Raw genomic sequence first — 18,983 nt, 5'->3', positions numbered from 1 at the left:
TACCCCGAAGGCGCGCGCCGCTTTGATGCGGCAGCAGCGCTGACCGGCCATCAGCGTAACACACTGCAGCAAGAGCGTGGTCTAGATTTTGAAAGAAGATGATTGCAGCCTGCGCAGGCGTTTCATCGCAGGCGTATCATCGCGTCGGTGGCAAGAAGCACAATGATGCCAGGCTCGGGATCCGACACTGCCACGGCTTCGACGGCGTTCACCGTCAAAGCCGCGGCAGGTCGTCAGTCTTACTTGCGCGCAGCGCAGGCGTACATGTTGATTTCCATGCCGACCGGCACTTCCACGATCTTCGGAGCTTTCCAAGCCATTCGGGGTCTCCCCAAGGTATTGAGCGCGACATCGCGCGGCGCAAAACCTAGGGCTGCGTCAGTTGCAGTTCAAGCCTCGATTCGCCTGCCGAGCGCGTCCGTGTCGATTCTTCGCGGCTGCGTTTCTCTCTCGGACAAAGCCAGTTCCCTCTTGGTCAAGCACGACCTGCGAGACACCGTCTTGTGCGACGCACCGCACGTCGAATCGACACGAATGGCACGTCGCCGTCAGCAGCCCTTGTCGGCCATTGCGGCGTCCGGCTTGGCACCTTCGGCCCGCTGAGCCGCCGTCGGCTGGCTCTGCATCTGCCGCTGCGCATCTTCGGATGAAGCCGGCGTTTCGCCACTTGCACGGTTCATCGTGCTGGTCGGCGGATGCTGGCTGGTGTCGCCCGCTGAACTGGACGAGGGCGACTGCGCTGCGCCCACCGTCACGGGACCAGAACCGGCATCCTTGTCAGTGCTGGCGCTGCCCGTGTTGCACGGGCCGGCGACCGCGACTCCGGCGCTCAACGCCAGGATCGCGCAGGCAGCAAGAACGGAACGTTTCGTGTTCATCTGCATCTCCTCTTCTCCCGCGGCGCTGCCCCGGCGCCGAGCAGGACGTCGCGAAGAGAACAGGCCGAGCAGCCTGATGTTCCGAGTTTCGGAGCGGAAATGCTCCCAAACGCCACCGCGTCACGACTGTTCCGATTGCACCGCTCACCGCAACAATCGCAGCAGCGCGCGGCCGGCGCGCGAGTTCAGCTCCTTCGCATCCAGCGTTCCGTCCTTGTCGGGATTGGCCGCGTTGAAGCGCTGCTCGACCACGGACAGATATTCGTCGAGCGTCAGGGTCCCGTCACGATCGGGATCGGCCGCGGCGAGCTCTTTCGCCGTCAACCGTCCGCGCAATTCGCGCGCATCGAGCGTGCCGTCATGATCGGGATCGAGCTTTGCGAACGTTGCGGCGGCCGCCTTCTTCACCTCGGCGAGATCGAGCGTGCCGTCATTGTCGGTGTCGAACAACTTGACCGCGTTGCCGGAGGCCGACCACGCCGGACCGGACAACAATGCAATGGTGAGCGCAAGTGCAACTGAGCGACGCGAAATCATCAAGACCTCCAGATGAAGAGCCCCGGTTCGGGCGGGGACACGACGACATAAATCCACAAGCAGTCCCAGGTTCAAGTCCGTAACTGCAACTTGCGCGCGCGACAACCCCGGGGAACCTGGCTTCCGCCCCGACAACCTACGCCGAAGCTGCTTCGCGTTGCGGAATTTTTTCAGCGTCTCCACGCAAGTGGAAGTCTACGGCCGTCAGGTTTCCGTAAGGTGACCGGCGCCTGTTCAACGATATCGACACGACACTTACGACTTTCGTATTGACGCGTTTTGGTTTCCGACGGAGTGTTGCTCCCGCAGCGTCAAAAGGCGCGCATATTGGGAGGAACGGATGAAACGCTTTGCGATGGCTGCGAGCCTCGTCATGCTTGCATCGACTTGTGCAAGCGCACAGACCACCGAGCAACTGGTCAAGGGCGCGACTGATACATCGAACGTTCTCAATTACGGGATGGGCTACAATCTGCAGCGCTTCTCGACGCTGAACCAGATCAACAAGGACAGCGTCAAGAACCTCGTCCCGGTCTGGAATTACTCTTTCAACGACGATCGCAGCGAGGAATCGCAACCGCTGGTGTACCAGGGCGTGATCTACGTGACCTCGCACAACGCGACCATGGCGGTCGACGCCAAGACCGGCAAGCAGATCTGGAAGACCAAGGTCGAATATCCCGCCGAGACGCCGCGCATCGTCTGCTGCGGCATCATCAACCGCGGTGCGGCGCTCTATGACGGCAAGGTGTTCCGCACCACGCTCGACGCCAACGTGATCGCGCTCGACGCCAAGAACGGCAAGGAGCTGTGGCGGCAGAAGGCGGCCGACATCAAGGAAGGCTATTCGATGACGGTGGCGCCGCTGGTTGCCGACGGCGTCGTCATCACCGGCATCTCCGGCGCCGAGTTCGGCACCAGGGGATTCATCGACGGCTGGGATCCCGCGACGGGCAAGCATCTCTGGCGCACCCATTCGATCCCCTCGCCGGAAGAGCCCGGCGGCGATACCTGGAAGGGCGATACCTGGAAGCTCGGCGGCGGCTCGACCTGGATCACGGGGTCTTATGACCCCGAGCTGAACACGATCTATTGGGGCATCGGCAATCCCGGCCCGTTCAACTCGGCGGTGCGTCCCGGCGACAATCTCTACACCTGCTCCGTGCTGGCGATGGATCCCAAGACCGGCAAGATCAAGTGGCACTACCAGTTCTCGCCGAACAACCCGTTCGACTATGACAGCGTGGCCGAGATGGTCCTCGCCGACATGAATGTCGAGGGCAAGCCGACCAAGGTGCTGATGGACGCCAACCGCAACGGCTTCTTCTACGTGCTCGACCGCACCAACGGCAAGCTGCTCGCGGCCAATCCTTACGTGAAGGTCAACTGGGCGACCGGCATCGACATGAAGACGGGACGTCCGATCGAGACCGACGTGTCTAAGGACGCGCGCGAGGGCAAGAAGGTCACGGTCTATCCGTCGATCCTCGGCGGCAAAAACTGGGAGCCGATGTCCTTCAACCCGCAGACCGGCCTTGCCTATGCCAACACGCTCGCCTTCGGTGGCAGGTACAAGACGGAGCCCGTCACCTTCAAGCAGGGTGAATGGTATCTCGGGATGGACCTGACCGACCTCTGGGAGTACGGCGACGGGCCGCGCGGTCATCTCAAGGCGATCGATCCCATGACCGGCAAGTCGAAATGGGAAGCGCCGAGCGACATTCCACGCTTCTCGGGCGTGCTGTCGACCGCGGGCGGCGTCGTGTTCTCGGGTGCCCTAACCGGCGAGTTCGAGGCCTTCGATGCCGACACCGGCAAGAAGCTCTGGCAGTTCCAGACCGGGTCCGGCATCGAGGGCCAGCCGGTGACCTGGCAGCAGGATGGCGTGCAGTATGTCGCGGTGACCAGCGGCTATGGCGGCGTCTACTCGCTGTTCTCCGGCGACGAGCGGCTTGCCAACGTGCCGCCCGGCGGCTCGCTGTGGGTCTTTGCGGTCAAGCAGTAATCCACGGCATGATGCTGAGAAAGCCATCTCACAGGACGGCGGCGGTCCTCGCCGCCGTCGCGGGGCTGACGGTCGCGCTTGCGGCGACCGTTCGCGCCGCGGACGACGCAACCGGCAATCCCATGCAGGCACAGATCGACCACGGCAAGTCGACCTATGCTTCGAAATGCTCGCACTGCCATGGCCCCAATCTGATGAACTCCGGCACGATCACGCCGGACCTGCGTGCCATCCCCGACGACAAGACGCGCTTCATCACCACAGTGAAGAACGGCAAGAACAACAAGATGCCGCCGTGGGGCGATATCCTCAACGACGAGGAGATCGGCTCCCTCTGGGCCTTCATCTCCAGCCGGAGGAAGCCATGAGGGGCCGGCGTGCTGCATGGAGCCTTGCGGCCGTTCTTTCGACGATGGCGTCGGTCGCTGTCGCGTCCGACGATCCCCTGAAGATCTGTCTCGACGAGGACCGACCGCCGTTCTCGATGCACCACCGTGGCAAGCCGGATGCCGGCTTCGACGTGCTGCTTGCGCAGGCAATGGCTGAGCGGCTCGGACGGAAACTCACGATCCAGTGGTTCGAGAGCAAGCTGGACGAGGATTCGAGCCCCCAGCTCGAGGCCAACGCGTTGCTCTCGGATCGCCGCTGCTCGCTCGTCGGCGGCTACGCGCTGACGCAGGATTCGCTCGTCGCCCCCGGGATGAAGACGGCGCGGTTGCCTGACTTCGCCGGGGCCACGCGCGACGATCGGCGGCGCCGCGTCGCACTCGGCGTGCTCGCGCCGAGCCAGCCTTACGTCTATTCGCCGATGACGGTCGTGCTCGGGCCGAAGGCAAGCGGGCGCAAGATCGGCGACATCGGCGATCTCGCAGGCCTTCGTCTCGTCATCGAAAGCGGCTCGCTCGGCGACGCCATCCTGATGACCTTCGATAAGGGACGGCTGATCGACAACATCACCCATCTCGTCCCCGGCCGCGACGATCTGCTGGGCGCACTCCAGCGCGGCGACCATGACGCGACGCTGATCGACCTCGGCCGCTTCGACGCCCATCGCGCCGCGCATCCGGACACGGCGATCACGGCGTCCGGATACTATTATCCGATCGGCGCCAATCGCGGCTATGTCGGACTGGCCAGCGATGGCGCGCTGATCGACGCCGTCAACAAGGCGCTGACGGGGCTCGCGGCCGAAGGCAAGATCGCAGAATTCGGCAAGCAGGCTGGGCTCACCTACCTGCCACCGCGCGAGCCTGCGATCCTGGGCGATGTCTGGATGAAGATCATTCAGCGGTGATTGGAAAGGCTCTTGTGTCCCGGACGCGCTGCAACGCCCCTCAGCGTTGCGGCGCAGAGCCGGGACCCATGCGGCATAGCTTGCGGTCGAGGCATGGGACCCGGCTCAGCAGCGCACCGCTGAAGGAGCACTGCGCTGCGTCCGGGGCACAACGCCGCGCCCACCATGCCCCACTCTGTCCGACGGAATGCGCCAATCTGTCTCGCTCGCCGGCCATGGCGGCGCCAGCCTGATGCAGTAGGTTCGGCCAAAATCAGGAGGGAATCATGACCGCCAAATTCGATCGCCGCCACTTCGTCGCCGCCGGTACCACCGCACTTGCGATGCCCTTCGTCATGCGCGGCGCCTCGGCGCAGGCCGCGTGGCCGTCGCGGCAGATTCGCATGATTTGCAGCTATCCCGCCGGCGGGCAGACCGACCTGCTCGCGCGCGCCTACGGTGAGTTCATCTCAAAGCAGGTCGGCAAGACCGTCGTCGTCGAGAACAAGCCCGGCGCCTCCGGTGCGATCGGCACGGCCGAGGTCGCTCGCGCCGAGCCCGACGGCCACACCATGCTGTGCTCGATCTCGACCACCTACATCATGAACCGGGTGGTGATGAAGAATCCCGGCTACGACATGGACAAGGATTTGGCGCTCGTCAGCGTCATTCCGGGCGCCGGCCTGTTGCTGGTCGCGAACCCCAAGACCGGCGTCAAGACGCTGGAGGATTTCGTCGCGTTCGCACGCAAGAGCGGCAAGGTGAATTTCGGCACCTATAGCGCGGGCTCGGCCCCGCACATGACGATCAACGAACTCAACAAGCAGTATGGCCTGTCCATCGAGCCGGTCCATTACCGCGGCGAGGCCCCGATGTGGACGGGGATGCTCGAAGGCACGCTGGATGCCGCGATGGGCAGCTACACGGCGGCGCAGTCGGTCCTGCAAAGCGACCGCGGCACCGTGTTCGCGGTGCATTCGAAGAAGGTCGACGCGATCCCTGCTATCAAGACCCTTCCGGAGCAGGGCGCGACCTCGAAATTCTTCACCGTGAGCGGCTTCTCCGGTTGGGCCGTGCCGAAGGCGACGCCGCAAGCGGTCGTCGACCGCCTGGCGGAGCTCTGCGTTGCCGCCAACAACGATCCGAAGGTGAAGGAAGTTCTCACGACCTTCGTGCTCGAACCCGCAATCGGCTTCAAGGAGAGCAACGCCCTGTATCAGCGCGAACTGCCGATCTGGATCGAGGGCGCGAAGTCTCTCGGCCTCGAGCCGGCTTGAGGCCTGGCACGGCGTGCATGGCCCGTAGACCAAAGCCTAGTGTCGGAACGGCATTTTCCCGCTATGATTGTGCGTCGCTGTCGAAGGATAGCAACCGCACGAGCTAGAAGGGCCGATCGCATGACGCCGGATTCGCTCGCCGTGGCCGCCATGATCATCCTGCTCTTTCCGATGGGTTATTTCACGCTGGCTTCGCCCGCCTTTCTGCTGGTGAAGCTCGATGTCCGGCCCGTCGCACTGTTGCTGCGCGGAATGTTCAATGCCCATTTCCTGGTGATGGGCGCAGCCGGGATTATCGGGACCGTGGCCTTCCTGCTCGCTGGCCAGCTCGTCTTCGCGACGGTCGTCGGCCTGCTTGCAGCTCTGGCGATCGGCGGCCGCCGTCGGTTCATGGCGCGGATGGACAATCAGCTCAGCGCCGGCGATGCCGGCGACACCGAGGCCCCCCGTCGGCTGCGACGGCTGCATTGGAGCGGGATGCTGTGCAACGCGGTCCTGCTTGCCGCGCTGCTGGCCAGCATTCCCTACATTTCGACGGCTGCTTGATCGGCAATTGCTGCGTGAGCGGCACTGCAACCGCCGGAGCTGCCTCGGCGCCCGCCTAAAGCATGATCCGGAAAAGTCGCATCGCGCTTTAGTGCTCGCCCGAACTCGCGGTGGCCTGCTGCGCCTTGTGGATCGAGGACGGCACCACGCCGAAATATTTCCGGAACACCCGGCTGAAATGCGATGAGCTGGAGAAGCCCCAGGAGAACGCGACGTCGGTGATGGTCTTGCCGGCGTGGGCCTCGAGCTCCTGGCGGCAGTTCTGCAGGCGCGCCTGCCAGATGTAGTCGCTCACCGTGGTGCCGCGCTCCGAGAACAGCATATGCAGATAGCGCTTGGAGCAGCCGAGCTCGGTCGAGATCTGGTCGATGCACAGATCCGGGTCGCGCAGGTGCTCGCGGATGAAGAACTGCGCGCGCACATACATCGCTTCCGGCCCGACACGGTCGAACATCGTGTCGGCTTCGCGCAGCGGCAGCAGCAACAGGTCGATCAGCGAATCGGCGACGCCGACCGCGCTGTTTGCCGACAGCTTTGCCGCCTCGTCGAAGGTCGCATGAACGAAATCGTGGGCGATCCGCCCCGTCCCTGTCCTCGACGACAGCTTGCAGGCGGGCATCCGCTGCGACGGGAATCCGCGGTCGCGCAGCAGCGCCTTCGGCACGATCACGACGTCGTGACGGGTGAAGGCCGGGCTGATGATCGAATGCGGGCAGGAGACGTCATAGGCGATGATGTCGCCCGGGTTGATCTCGATGTGGCGGCCTTCTTGCTCGAAATAGGACACGCCGTAAGTCTGGAAGTGAATCTTGATGTACGGATGCTCGTTGGCCTTGGCGCGCGCCAGCGTGTGGGCAATGCGATGCTGACTCACTTCGATCTGGCAGAGCTTCAGGCGCGAGACGCTGGTGTAGTCGATGCGGCCCTCGAGCGAGGACGCCTCCAGCGGATCGACGTCGAAATGCCCACACAGGCTCGTCAGCCCGTCGATCCAGCTCTGGATCTGGCGCTTCGGCGTCATGCCGGTCGTCGAGAGCGTGTGAATGGTGTCGGACATTAATCCAGCCACTGGTTTGATCCGGAGAGACGCGAATCGCGACCAGCGCTGCCGGAGCCCTCAGCCGTGATTGCGTGACGTTTACCTCGAATTTGAGCGGTCTTTTGGCACGAGCGCCATCGTTCCATTGCCACCCTTGAAACTTAATCCTCCGCCTTAGTTGCAGCGCCGTCAAGGGGAACCTGAGCGTTGAAGGCACTGCAAAAGCGATGCGGAAGCCGCTGAATTCGCTACTGCAAAATCAAAATCTTCGCGTCCGTGCGCTATGAAGCAAACCGGCTTCTCTCTTGGGCAAGTTTCCCGATGACGAAGTCGTTAGGGATTGCGGCAGGAACAACAAGAACGGGCCGCTCCTGCACGTGGACCCGTGGCTCTCATCAGGAGGAGGAAACAGCACAGCATCGTTTCTGGTCCCAATCGTGACCGCCCTGCACGAGCAGACGCCGGACGAGAAGCCCGGTGAATCAGTATTGCTTCGGAAACAATAAACGAGACCAACGGAGGAATAACTATGCGCAAGGTGCTACTGGCGACCTTTCTTGGCTCCGCGGCGGCGCTCGCCGTCGGGGGCGCCTCAGCCAATGACGAGCTGGTCAAGATGTCGCAGAACCCGAAAGACTGGGTGATGCCGACCGGCGACTACGCCAATTCCCGCTATTCCAAGCTCAACCAGATCAACGCACAGAACGTAGGCAAGCTCCAGGTGGCCTGGACCTTCTCGACCGGCGTGCTGCGTGGCCATGAAGGCGGCCCGCTGATCATCGGCAACATGATGTACGTCCACACGCCGTTCCCGAACAAGGTCTATGCCATTGACCTTTCCAACGAGAACAAGATCGTCTGGAAGTACGAGCCGAAGCAGGATCCGAACGTCATTCCGGTGATGTGCTGCGATACGGTCAATCGCGGCCTGGCCTTCGGCGACGGCAAGATCTTCCTGCATCAGGCCGACACCACCCTCGTCGCGCTCGATGTCAAGACCGGTCAAGTTGCATGGACCGTCAAGAATGGCGATCCGAGCAAGGGCGAGACCGGCACGTCGGCCCCCATGGTCGTCAAGGACAAGGTGCTGATCGGCATCTCCGGCGGCGAGTTCGGCGTCCAGGCCCATATGTCGGCTTACGATATCAAGACCGGCAAGCTGGCATGGCGCGGATATTCGGAAGGACCGGACAACCAGCTCCTGGTCGACGACAAGACCACCGCGCTCGGCAAGCCGATCGGCAAGGATTCCAGCCTGAAGACCTGGCAGGGCGATCAGTGGAAGATCGGCGGCGGTGCCACCTGGGGCTGGATCTCCTACGATCCCGAGCTGAACCTCGTCTACTACGGATCGGGCAACCCCTCGACCTGGAATCCGAAGCAGCGTCCCGGCGACAACAAATGGTCGATGACGATCTGGGCGCGTAACCCGGATACCGGCGTCGCCAAGTGGGTCTATCAGATGACGCCCCACGACGAATGGGACTATGACGGCGTCAACGAGATGATCCTCTCGGACCAGTCGATCAACGGCCAGCCGCGCAAGCTGCTGACGCACTTCGACCGTAACGGCCTCGCCTACACCATGGACCGCACCAACGGCGAACTGCTGGTCGCCGAAAAGTACGATCCGAAGGTGAACTGGACCTCCGGCGTCGACATGGACAAGAACTCGCCGACCTACGGCCGTCCGAAGGTGCTCGACGCAGCTTCGACCGACAAGGCGGGCGAGGACGTCAACGTGAAGGGCATCTGCCCGGCCGCGCTCGGCACCAAGGACGAGCAGCCGGCAGCCTACTCGCCGGACACGCAGTTGTTCTACGTTCCGACCAACCACGTCTGCATGGACTACGAGCCGTTCAAGGTGAGCTACACCGCGGGCCAGCCCTATGTGGGTGCGACGCTCTCGATGTATCCGCCGGCGGGTGAAACCCACATGGGCAACTTCATCGCCTGGGACGGCAAGACCGGCAAGATCGTCTGGTCGAACAAGGAGCAGTTCTCGGTCTGGTCGGGTGCGCTCGCAACCGCCGGTGGCGTGGTGTTCTACGGCACGCTCGAAGGCTACCTGAAGGCGGTCGACGCCAAGTCCGGCAAGGAGCTCTACAAGTTCAAGACTCCCTCCGGCATCATCGGCAACGTCACCACCTATGAGAACGGCGGCAAGCAGTATGTCGCAGTGCTCTCCGGCGTCGGCGGCTGGGCCGGCATCGGTCTGGCGGCAGGCCTGACCGATCCGACCGCAGGTCTCGGCGCGGTCGGTGGCTACGCGGCTCTCAGCAACTACACGGCACTCGGCGGTACGCTGACCGTGTTCGCGCTGCCGAACTAGGCCCATCAGCATCGCTCCGGCGCGTGGAATCAACCCCACGCGCCGGCTCGTCTCCCCCGGGCTCCTTCGAGGATGAATCTCTTGCGTAAAATCTGCTCTGTCATTGCTGCGATGATCTTGGTTGCGTCCGGAGGAATTGCGGTCGCGGACGGTCCGGGCGATCCGACCGCCGTGAAGAAGGAAGACGACGGAAAGTGGCTCGATAAGGACGGCACTCCGACCTACAAGATTTCCGACGGCACCGTGGACTGGTTCACCTATTCCGGATACCGCCGCTATCACTCCGACTGCCACGTCTGCCATGGGCCTGACGGCATGGGCTCCACCTACGCGCCGGCGCTCAAGGATTCCGTGAAGACCATGAGCTATGGCGACTTCCTCGGCGTCGTCGCCTCCGGTCGCAAGAACATCTCGACCGCGCAGGAGAACGTCATGCCCGCCTTCGGCGATAATCCGAACGTCGCCTGCTACATGGACGATCTGTACGTCTATCTGCGCGCCCGCTCCACCGAAGCATGGGGCCGGCAGCGTCCCTCCAAGAAGGAGGAGAAACCGGAGGCCTACACCAAGGCGGAAGAGGCCTGCATGGGCCATAAATGAACGTTGCCGAGGCTGCCGAGACCACCTCTTGGCATCTTGCGAGAATTTGAGGAGCTACCAATGAAGACACGTGCCGCCGTCGCTTTCGAAGCCAAGAAGCCGCTCGAGATCGTCGAGCTCGATCTGGAAGGACCGAAGGCCGGCGAAGTCCTGGTCGAGATCAAGGCAACGGGCATCTGCCATACCGACGCCTATACGCTCGACGGCTTCGACAGCGAGGGAATTTTCCCGTCGGTCCTGGGGCATGAGGGCGCAGGCATCATCCGCGAGATCGGTCCTGGCGTGACCTCGGTGAAGCCGGGTGACCACGTCATCCCGCTCTACACGCCGGAATGCCGGCAGTGCAAAAGCTGCCTCAGCCAGAAGACCAATCTCTGCACCGCGATCCGCGCGACGCAAGGCAAGGGCGTGATGCCCGACGGCACCAGCCGCTTTTCCTACAAGGGCAAGCCGGTCTACCACTACATGGGCTGCTCGACCTTCTCGAACTTCACCGTGCTGCCGGAGATCGCGGTCGCCAAGATCCGCGAGGACGCCCCCTTCGACAAGAGCTGCTACATCGGCTGCGGCGTCACCACCGGCGTCGGCGCCGTCGTCAACACCGCGAAGGTCACGCCGGGCTCCAACGTAGTCGTGTTCGGCCTCGGCGGCATCGGCCTCAATGTGATCCAGGGCGCCAAGATGGCCGGCGCCGACAAGATCATCGGCGTCGACATCAACGACTCCAAGGAGGATTGGGGCCGCAGGTTCGGCATGACCGAGTTCGTCAACCCCAAGAAGATCACCGGCGACATCGTCCAGCACCTCGTCGGCCTCACCGACGGCGGCGCCGACTACACTTTCGATTGCACCGGCAACACCACGGTGATGCGCCAGGCACTGGAAGCCTGCCATCGCGGCTGGGGCACCTCGATCATCATCGGCGTTGCCGAATCCGGCAAGGAGATCGCCACCCGCCCGTTCCAGCTCGTCACCGGGCGCAACTGGCGCGGCACGGCCTTCGGCGGCGCCCGCGGCCGCACCGACGTGCCGAAGATCGTCGACTGGTACATGAACGGAAAGATCCAGATCGATCCGATGATCACCCACGTGCTCAAGCTCGAAGAGATCAACAAGGGCTTCGACCTCATGCACGAGGGCAAATCCATCCGTTCAGTCGTCGTCTACTAGCTCGAAAGCGTCACCCCAAGGAGGATCGACCCATGACTGTTGCACTCCATCCATCGATCGACAACGGCCTCAAACAGGGCAGCGGCAGCTTTGCCGGCGGCACGCTGGCCTGCAAATGCAAGGACCATCAGGTCAAGGTCGGCATCAAGGGCGACGTCGCCCACAATCACGCCTGCGGCTGCACCAAATGCTGGAAGCCGCAGGGCGCGACGTTCTCCGTCGTCGCCGTGGTGCCGCGCCAGAACGTCACCGTGCTCGAGAACGGTGACAAGCTCCAGATCGTCGATCCCTCCGCAGTGATCCAGCGCTACGCCTGCAAGGCGTGCGGCACCCACATGTACGGCCGCATCGAGAACAAGGGCCACCCGTTCTACGGTCTCGACTTCATTCATCCCGAGCTGTTCCAGGAGCAGGGCTCGCAGGCGCCGCAATTCGCCGCCTTCGTCTCCTCGGTGATCGAAGCGGGCGTGAAGCCGGAGCAGATGGCGGGCATCCGTTCGCGGCTGAAGGAAATCGGGCTCGAGCCGTATGATTGCCTGTCACCGGCGCTGATGGACGCGATCGCGACCCACGTCGCCAAAGCCAAAGCGGCCTGAGCAAGGCCGCCTAACGAGGCCGCCTGAGCAAGGCGGTCGGACGTTCACCATGCCCTATCCGCTCGCTGGCCTCGATCAGTGCCAGCGAGCCGGACGGGCCCGGCTCCGGGACAGTCGCGGCGATGCCGCCGCCCCTGCAAGCTACGCGTATGCGAGCGTGATTGGCTCCCTCAGTCCTGGTCTCTGAATGACTGCGCAGCGCCGCCAACTTCCGTCTTGAAGTTCCCGGCCCCTGCGTTTCTCCCTCCCTCGACTGAGGCACCTTGCTTCGTCCGCGCAGTCTTTCTGGCGGACGAAGCTTTTTTTCATCGCAGCCCCTGTTTGCGAACGCCCGGTCCACGCGGCGCGATGACGCGCCCTGCTTTTGACAAACCACCGATGCAATCTTTTCCCGGTGAGAACACCCGGCTGTGAACGCCGGGCCGGCGCGACCTCTGCTACGATCGCGTCGTCACGATGCCGCACAACGTTCAATCAATTAAGAACAAAAACGGGAGGTATCGAGCACATCCAGACATCGCCATCGGCGTTCCTGCCTCCCTCCGGGATTTGCCCGCGCGGGACGAGGGCGGGCTGTGGCGCGACCAGGCACGAACCGGCGCCGACCGGCGTCGACGAGTTTTGAATTTGGCATGCTTATGAAGAGCGAGGGACGATCATGATCAAGGTGAAGATCAACGGCCAGGAACAGAGCTGGGACGGCGACCCGGATCTCCCGCTACTCTGGTTCCTGCGTGACGAAGCCGGGCTGACCGGCAGCAAGTACGGCTGCGGCCAGGCCCTGTGCGGCGCCTGCACCGTCATCGTCGACAAGCAAGCCGTGCGCGCCTGTATCACGTCGGTCAACGACGTCGCCGGACGAGAGGTCACCACAATCGAGGGCCTGCACCCGACCGGTGATCACCCGGTGCAGAAGGCGTGGCGCCAGGTCAACGTGCCCCAATGCGGCTTCTGCCAGGCCGGTCAGATCATGCAGGCCGCGGCGCTTCTGATGGACAATCCAAAGCCGTCGCACGACCAGATCCGCCAGTCGATGTCGGGCAACATCTGCCGCTGCGGCTGCTACCAGCGCATCGAGAACGCGGTCCATCTCGCATCGACGGGGGTGTGACATGAATTTCATCGACAATCCCGGCAAGCTCCGTGGCTTCGAAAAGAACATCAAGATCGAGAAGGTCTCGCGCCGCAGCATCCTGAAAGGGCTCGGCATCACCGGCGGCTTCGTGCTCGCCGCACCCGTGATGTCGCGCCGGGCATTGGCCTACGAGACCGGCGCCGGAAAGATGCCACACGGCGTCGTGGTGGATCCGCGCGTGTTCGTTTCGGTCGCGCCCGACGGCATCGTGACCATCGTGGGTCACCGTTCGGAAATGGGCACCGGCGTCCGCACCTCCCTGCCGCTGATCGTGGCCGAGGAGATGGAGGCCGACTGGTCCAGGGTCAAGGTGCAGCAGGCCCATGGCGACGAGGTCAAGTTCGGCAACCAGGACACCGACGGCTCGCGCAGCACGCGGCATTACCTGATCCCGATGCGCCAGATCGGCGCCTCCGCCCGCACCATGCTGGAGCAGGCCGCGGCGAAGCGCTGGGGCGTGCCGGCGACCGAGGTCAAGGCCGTCAATCACGAGGTCGTCCACAGCACCAGCGGCCGCAAGCTCGGTTTCGGCGAGCTCGCCGCCGACGCCGCCAAGGAATCGGTGCCTGCCATCGAAGGCCTCAAGCTGAAGGATCCCCGGGATTTCCGGTATCTCGGCAAGGGCCAGGTCGGCATCGTCGATCTCCACGACATCACCACCGGCAAGGCGATTTACGGCGCCGATGTGCGGCTGCCGGGCATGAAATATGCCGTGATCGCCCGCCCGCCGGTAACCGGCGGCAAGCTGGTCTCGTTCGATCCCGATGCGGCGCTGAAGGTCGCCGGCGTCGAGAAGGTGCTGAAGGTTCAAGGCTGGCCGTGGCCGTCCAAATTCCAGCCGCTCGGCGGCGTCGCGGTGATCGCCCGCAACACCGGCGCGGCGATCAAGGGCCGCGACGCGCTGAAGCTGGTCTGGGACGACGGCGCCAATGGCAAATACGACTCCGTCGCCTACCGCAAGGAGCTCGAGGAGGCCTCGCGCAAGCCCGGCCTCGTCCTGCGCAAGGAGGGCGATGCGGACGCTGCCCTGAAGGGCGCCGACAAGGTGATCGTCGGCGAGTACTACGTCCCGCATCTCGCCCATGTCGCCATGGAGCCGCCGGTGGCGATCGCCGACGTCAAGGGCGACAAGGCGGAGATCTGGGCGCCGGTGCAGAGCCCCGGCGGCACCCGCGAGGACGTCGCCAAGACGCTCGGCATTCCCGAGGCCAACGTCACGGTCAACGTCACGCTGCTCGGCGGCGGATTCGGGCGCAAGTCGAAATGCGACTTTGCGCTCGAGGCCGCGCTGCTCTCGAAAGAGCTCGGCGCACCGGTGAAGGTGCAGTGGACGCGCGAGGACGACATCCATAACGGCTTCCTGCATACCGTCTCGGTCGAGCGGATCGAGGCCGGCCTCGACAAGAGCGGCAAGGTTGTTGCCTGGCGCCATCGCAGCGTGGCCCCCAGCATCGCCTCGACGTTCGCTGCCGGGACCGTGCACCAGGCCCCGTTCGAGATCGGCATGGGCCTCGTCGACATGCCGTTCGAGATCGCCAACATCTCGTGCGAGAACCCGGAAGCCGCGGCGTTCACCCGCATCGGCTGGTTCCGCTCGGTCTCGAACATCCCGCGCGCCTTCGCGGTGCAATCAATGGTCGGCGAGATCGCGCAAGCGACCGGCCGCGACCAGAAGGAGACGCTGCTCGCGCTGATCGGAAGCCCGCGCATCGTCAAACCGGAGGTGAAAGACCTCTGGAACTACGGCGAGCCCCAGGAGAGCTACCCGATCGACACCGCGCGCCTGCGCAAGGTGGTCGAACTGGTCGCCGAGAAGGGTGAGTGGGGACGCAAGGTACCGAAGGGCCATGGCCTTGGCATCGCAGTGCACCGCAGCTTCGTCAGCTACATCGCGACCATCGTCGAGGTCGCCGTCGACGACAAGGGCAAGCTGACGGTGCCACGGGTCGACACGGCGATCGATTGCGGCACCTATGTCAACCCCGAGCGCATCGCCTCGCAGATCGAAGGCGCGGCGATCATGGGGCTGAGCCTCGCCAAATACGGCGAGATCACCTTCAAGGATGGCAAGGTGCAGCAGAAGAACTTTGACGACTTCCAGGTCGTCAGGATGGACGAATCTCCCGTGGTGACCAACGTCTACATCGTGCCGCCCGGACCCGACACGCCGCCGAGCGGCGTCGGCGAGCCCGGTGTTCCGCCATTCGCACCGGCGCTGATCAATGCGATCTTCGCGGCGACCGGAAAACGCATCCGCTCGCTTCCGATCGGCAAGCAATTGGAGGCGTGAGACGGAACAGAGGCGCGAGACGGAACACAAGCGGTCTCGCGCCGTTTCCATCGATCTGACAGGAGCAGATCGATGACAAATATCTCAAAGGCGCTCGCAGTCTCGTTGCTGTCGGGCGCCTTTCTTGTGACCGCCTCCGGCGCATTCGCCCAGAGCAACACGACGCCACCGGCTACCGCGACGCGCCCCACCACGCCGGACCAGAACTCGCTGCCCAACGCCAACGCCCCGCCTCCCTCGACCACCCAGACCACCGGACAACACAACCCGGATCCCAAGGTTCGCGAGATGAACCAGAAGGAAAAGGACAAGGTGGAGCGTTTGGGGAAGTAGTGCTGCTCTGAGGTGTTGCATACTGACGTGCCACACCATCATGGCCGGGCTTGTCCCGGCCATCCACGATCTTTACCGCGGCACAGAGAACGTGGATGCCCGGGACAAGCCCGGGCATGACGATCGTGTGCGACAAGGGCGCGTCATCATACACGCAAAAATGCGGCGGACGTTGCCGTCCGCCGCATTCGCCACCCCCCTGCTGCTCCGCTTCTTTCGATCCGCCGCGGAGCTACTTCTTCAGCGCAAACACCCAGATGACGCCGCCTTGCGGCACATTGGCTTCGATGCCGATGTTGTTGGTCACCAGCGCGTCCTGGATGCGTTGCGCGTCGACGCCCCATCCCGACTGGATCGCGATGTATTGGGTGCCGTCGATCTCATAGGACACCGGCATGCCCATGATGCCGGAGTTGGTCTTCTGCTCCCACAGGAGCTCGCCGGTCTTGGCGTTGAAGGCTCGGAAGTTGCGGTCATTGGTGCCGCCGACGAAGATGAGATCACCCGCGGTCGCCGTCACCGAGCCGAACAGCTGCGACTTCGGGAAATTGTGTTGCCACACCTTCTTGCCCGTGGTGGGATCCCAGGCCTGCAGCTCGCCGAAATGATCCGCGCCCGGCTTCGTCTTCAGGCCGATGTCTTCCGGCTTGGTGCCGAGCCAGAGCTCGCCCGGCTTGAGCGCGACTTTCTCGCCGGTGAACCCGCCGCAGAAGTTCTCGTTGGCGGGCACGTAGACGAGGCCGGTCTTCTGGCTGTAGGCCGCCGACGGCCAGTCCTTGCCGCCCCACAGCGACGGACAGAACTCGACGCGCTTGCCGATCACCGGCTTGTGCGCGGGGTCGACGATCGGCTTGCCGCTTTCGGGCTCGATGCCCTTCCAGACGTCGGTCGAGACGAACGGCCAGCCGGCGACATAGTTGATCTTGGTCGGCGTGCGCTCGAGCACCCAGAAGATCGCGTCGCGGCCCGGATGGACCAGGCTCTTGATGTTGCGGCCATCGCGCTGCAGGTCGATCAGCATCGGCGCATCGACCTCGTCCCAGTCCCAGGAATCGTTCTGGTGGTACTGGTGATAGGTCTTGATCTTGCCGGTGCTCGGATCCAGCGCAAGTACCGAGGAGGTGTAGAGATTGTCGCCGGGATGGGTCTCGCCGGGCCATGGCGCGGCGTTGCCGACGCCCCAATAGATCGTCTTGGTCTCCTTGTCGTAATTGCCGGTCATCCAGGCCGAGCCGCCGCCGTTCTTCCAGTCGTCGCCCTGCCAGGTGTCATGGCCCGGCTCGCCTTCGCCTGGAATGGTGAAGGTCCGCCACAGCTCCTTGCCGTCCTTGGCATCATAGGCCGCGATATAGCCGCGCACGCCGAACTCGCCGCCGGAGCCGCCGACAATGACCTTGCCGTCGACGATCAGCGGCATCAGGGTCATGTACTGGCCCTTCTTGTAGTCCTGCACCTTGGTGTCCCACACCACCTTGCCGGTCTTGGCATCGAGCGCGACGACATGGTCGTCCGTGGTGGCGAGGTAGAGCTTGTCCTCCCAGAGGCCGACGCCGCGGCTGGTCGGGTGCAGCTGGAACAGATCGTCGGGGAGCTGCCGCTTGTAGCGCCAGTATTCGTCGCCGGTCTTGGCGTTGAGCGCGATCACCTGCCCCATCGGGGTCGCCACGAACATCACGCCGTTGTTGACGATCGGCGGCGCCTCGTGACCTTCGACGACGCCGGTGGCAAAGGTCCAGACCGGCGTGAGGTTCTTCACGTTGGAGGTGTTGATCTGATCGAGCGGGCTATAGCCGTGCCCGTCATAGGTGCGCCGATAGAGCATCCAGTTGCTTGGCTCTGGATTTTCCAGCCGCTGCGCTGTGACCGGCGCGTAATTCTCGATCGGACCTGACACGGCGGCGGTCGAAGCGAGGCAGGTGAAGGCGACGAAGCCGGACAGGTACCATTGCTTCCTGGTCATGGACGTTCCCCTTTTCATCCGTTTGAATTCTTGTGTTGAATTCTTGTCGTTCGTCCCGCCGTCCGCCCAACGGCGGATACGGCCTCTCGTGACGCGGGCGCGGGCCCGCACCGTTCATCATCCTGGCTGCGCGCCACCTACCTTTCCGATGAAATTTCCGGCGACGCTGAGCGAGCCGTCAGCGAGCGCCACCGGCAGCGCCGCGAGCCGTCGCGGCGCCGGGCCGAACACGACCTGTGCGCCCGCACGAGGATCGTATTCGGAGTTGTGACACATGCACTTGAACACCTCCTTGTCGCCGACATCGCTCTTCACCCAGGCGGTCACGGGACAACCGGCATGCGAGCAGATCGCCGAATAGGCGATGATGCCGTCGACGGCACGCGCGGCCGTCTTCTCGTCGAGCTCGGCGGGATCGAGCTTGATGATCAGGATCTCGTTGAGCCGGGAGGCGCTGCGCACCACCGATGTCTTGGGATCCTTCGGCCAGGCATGCACCGGCGGTCCGCCAGCCGGCAGGTCGGCCGCGGTGATCAGCTTTCCCTCCTTGTCGCCTTCGGAGAAGACGAGCACATCGCCTTTCTGGGGCCGTTCGTCGGAGCCGGGCGGATCCTCATCTGCGCGCGCGTGCCCGGAACAACCGAGGCAAGCGGTGGTGGCGAGCGCACCGAGCAGGACCGTGCGCCGCGTTTGGTCGGCGCAAGCGTCGGCTTCGGGCTCCCCGGAGTTTTCGGACGATGTGGAATTGGCGTTCAGGGATGCGCGGGACATGTCCACAAGCAGGCGCTGGAACTCTGCCGAAAACAAGGCGAAGAATTGGCGCCGCAGTGCATCAATATGGCTTTGCTCGCGTTGATTGAGCGACGATGAACGCATTCAAGCGCGTTTTCACAATTTCAACGTCGCGCCGCGCGAGCGGCATGATGATTTTGCAGATCAGACCGATGATGTTGGTATTGGTGCGGCGCGCTATTCGTCGCGCTGCGCCAACGCAGCGCGACGTCCCCTGCAT

18 protein-coding genes are annotated in these 18,983 nt (G+C 63.7%); 12 read left to right on the top strand and 6 right to left on the bottom strand.

The window, feature by feature from the left end; genetic code table 11:
- Positions 1–239: 239 nt before the first annotated feature.
- The 3 genes from pqqA to GDN70_RS12420 all read right to left on the bottom strand — a co-directional run bounded on the left by pqqA (position 240) and on the right by GDN70_RS12420 (position 1,415).
- Positions 240–320: a pyrroloquinoline quinone precursor peptide PqqA gene (gene pqqA / locus GDN70_RS12430; protein ID WP_012029362.1), complete on the bottom strand. Its 81-nt coding sequence runs from the start codon at positions 318–320 to the stop codon at positions 240–242.
- Between the two features lie 228 nt (positions 321–548).
- Positions 549–884 (bottom strand): hypothetical protein, encoded by a 336-nt coding sequence (locus GDN70_RS12425; RefSeq protein ID WP_028142701.1) that lies wholly within the window; start codon positions 882–884, stop codon positions 549–551.
- Between the two features lie 138 nt (positions 885–1,022).
- Positions 1,023–1,415, bottom strand: coding sequence for an EF-hand domain-containing protein (locus GDN70_RS12420; RefSeq protein ID WP_028142702.1), 393 nt, complete (start codon positions 1,413–1,415; stop codon positions 1,023–1,025).
- 340 nt (positions 1,416–1,755) lie between these two features.
- On the opposite strand from GDN70_RS12420, the gene GDN70_RS12415 reads away from it, so the two are divergent.
- The 5 genes from GDN70_RS12415 to GDN70_RS12390 all read left to right on the top strand — a co-directional run bounded on the left by GDN70_RS12415 (position 1,756) and on the right by GDN70_RS12390 (position 6,516).
- Positions 1,756–3,420, top strand: coding sequence for a methanol/ethanol family PQQ-dependent dehydrogenase (locus tag GDN70_RS12415; RefSeq protein WP_018320727.1), 1,665 nt, complete (start codon positions 1,756–1,758; stop codon positions 3,418–3,420).
- An 11-nt stretch (positions 3,421–3,431) separates the two neighbouring features.
- Positions 3,432–3,788, top strand: a complete 357-nt coding sequence (locus GDN70_RS12410) for a cytochrome c (protein ID WP_028142703.1) — start codon at positions 3,432–3,434, stop codon at positions 3,786–3,788.
- On the top strand, positions 3,785–4,714 hold the full coding sequence (locus tag GDN70_RS12405; protein WP_038973404.1) for an ABC transporter substrate-binding protein: 930 nt from the start codon (positions 3,785–3,787) through the stop codon (positions 4,712–4,714). The genes GDN70_RS12410 and GDN70_RS12405 overlap by 4 nt, the downstream gene beginning before the upstream one ends.
- 266 nt (positions 4,715–4,980) lie before the next feature.
- Positions 4,981–5,970, top strand: coding sequence for a tripartite tricarboxylate transporter substrate binding protein (locus tag GDN70_RS12395; protein WP_038973405.1), 990 nt, complete (start codon positions 4,981–4,983; stop codon positions 5,968–5,970).
- Positions 5,971–6,090: 120 nt separating this feature from the next.
- Positions 6,091–6,516: a hypothetical protein gene (locus GDN70_RS12390; RefSeq protein ID WP_028142706.1), complete on the top strand. Its 426-nt coding sequence runs from the start codon at positions 6,091–6,093 to the stop codon at positions 6,514–6,516.
- Positions 6,517–6,604: 88 nt separating this feature from the next.
- Here GDN70_RS12390 and GDN70_RS12385 read toward each other — a convergent pair whose 3' ends face one another.
- Positions 6,605–7,573 (bottom strand): helix-turn-helix domain-containing protein, encoded by a 969-nt coding sequence (locus GDN70_RS12385; protein WP_152102573.1) that lies wholly within the window; start codon positions 7,571–7,573, stop codon positions 6,605–6,607.
- Between the two features lie 511 nt (positions 7,574–8,084).
- On the opposite strand from GDN70_RS12385, the gene xoxF5 reads away from it, so the two are divergent.
- From xoxF5 to GDN70_RS12345, 7 genes are all read left to right on the top strand, one after another.
- Positions 8,085–9,887 (top strand): lanthanide-dependent methanol dehydrogenase XoxF5, encoded by a 1,803-nt coding sequence (gene xoxF5 / locus GDN70_RS12380; protein ID WP_028142707.1) that lies wholly within the window; start codon positions 8,085–8,087, stop codon positions 9,885–9,887.
- Between the two features lie 111 nt (positions 9,888–9,998).
- A complete protein-coding gene (locus GDN70_RS12375) occupies positions 9,999–10,487 on the top strand; it encodes a c-type cytochrome, methanol metabolism-related (RefSeq protein WP_028142708.1) in 489 nt (162 codons plus the stop codon).
- A 60-nt stretch (positions 10,488–10,547) separates the two neighbouring features.
- Positions 10,548–11,657 (top strand): S-(hydroxymethyl)glutathione dehydrogenase/class III alcohol dehydrogenase, encoded by a 1,110-nt coding sequence (locus GDN70_RS12370; RefSeq protein ID WP_018320736.1) that lies wholly within the window; start codon positions 10,548–10,550, stop codon positions 11,655–11,657.
- 32 nt (positions 11,658–11,689) lie between these two features.
- Entirely contained in the window at positions 11,690–12,253 is a 564-nt protein-coding gene (gfa, locus tag GDN70_RS12365) for an S-(hydroxymethyl)glutathione synthase (protein WP_018320737.1), read from the top strand.
- A 658-nt stretch (positions 12,254–12,911) separates the two neighbouring features.
- Complete coding sequence (locus GDN70_RS12355) at positions 12,912–13,364, top strand: (2Fe-2S)-binding protein (protein ID WP_028142709.1); 453 nt, start codon at positions 12,912–12,914, stop codon at positions 13,362–13,364.
- Position 13,365: 1 nt separating this feature from the next.
- The gene (locus GDN70_RS12350) at positions 13,366–15,678 is read left to right on the top strand and encodes a molybdopterin cofactor-binding domain-containing protein (protein ID WP_038973407.1); all 2,313 of its coding nucleotides are present in this window, start codon (positions 13,366–13,368) and stop codon (positions 15,676–15,678) included.
- Positions 15,679–15,750: 72 nt separating this feature from the next.
- Positions 15,751–16,011 carry a hypothetical protein gene (locus GDN70_RS12345; protein WP_028142711.1) on the top strand — a complete coding sequence of 87 codons (261 nt, stop codon included), beginning with the start codon at positions 15,751–15,753 and terminating at the stop codon, positions 16,009–16,011.
- A gap of 232 nt (positions 16,012–16,243) precedes the next feature.
- Here GDN70_RS12345 and GDN70_RS12340 read toward each other — a convergent pair whose 3' ends face one another.
- Both GDN70_RS12340 and GDN70_RS12335 read right to left on the bottom strand, forming a co-directional pair.
- Complete coding sequence (locus GDN70_RS12340) at positions 16,244–17,971, bottom strand: methanol/ethanol family PQQ-dependent dehydrogenase (protein ID WP_028142712.1); 1,728 nt, start codon at positions 17,969–17,971, stop codon at positions 16,244–16,246.
- A 117-nt stretch (positions 17,972–18,088) separates the two neighbouring features.
- Positions 18,089–18,742: a ubiquinol-cytochrome c reductase iron-sulfur subunit gene (locus GDN70_RS12335; RefSeq protein WP_152102572.1), complete on the bottom strand. Its 654-nt coding sequence runs from the start codon at positions 18,740–18,742 to the stop codon at positions 18,089–18,091.
- Positions 18,743–18,983: the final 241 nt, after the last annotated feature.

It is taken from the genome of Bradyrhizobium sp. TM102, from assembly GCF_009176685.1.
GTDB lineage: Bacteria > Pseudomonadota > Alphaproteobacteria > Rhizobiales > Xanthobacteraceae > Bradyrhizobium > Bradyrhizobium ottawaense.
Note: the sequence above shows the minus strand (reverse complement) of the source record. Positions and strands in the feature narration are given on the sequence as shown.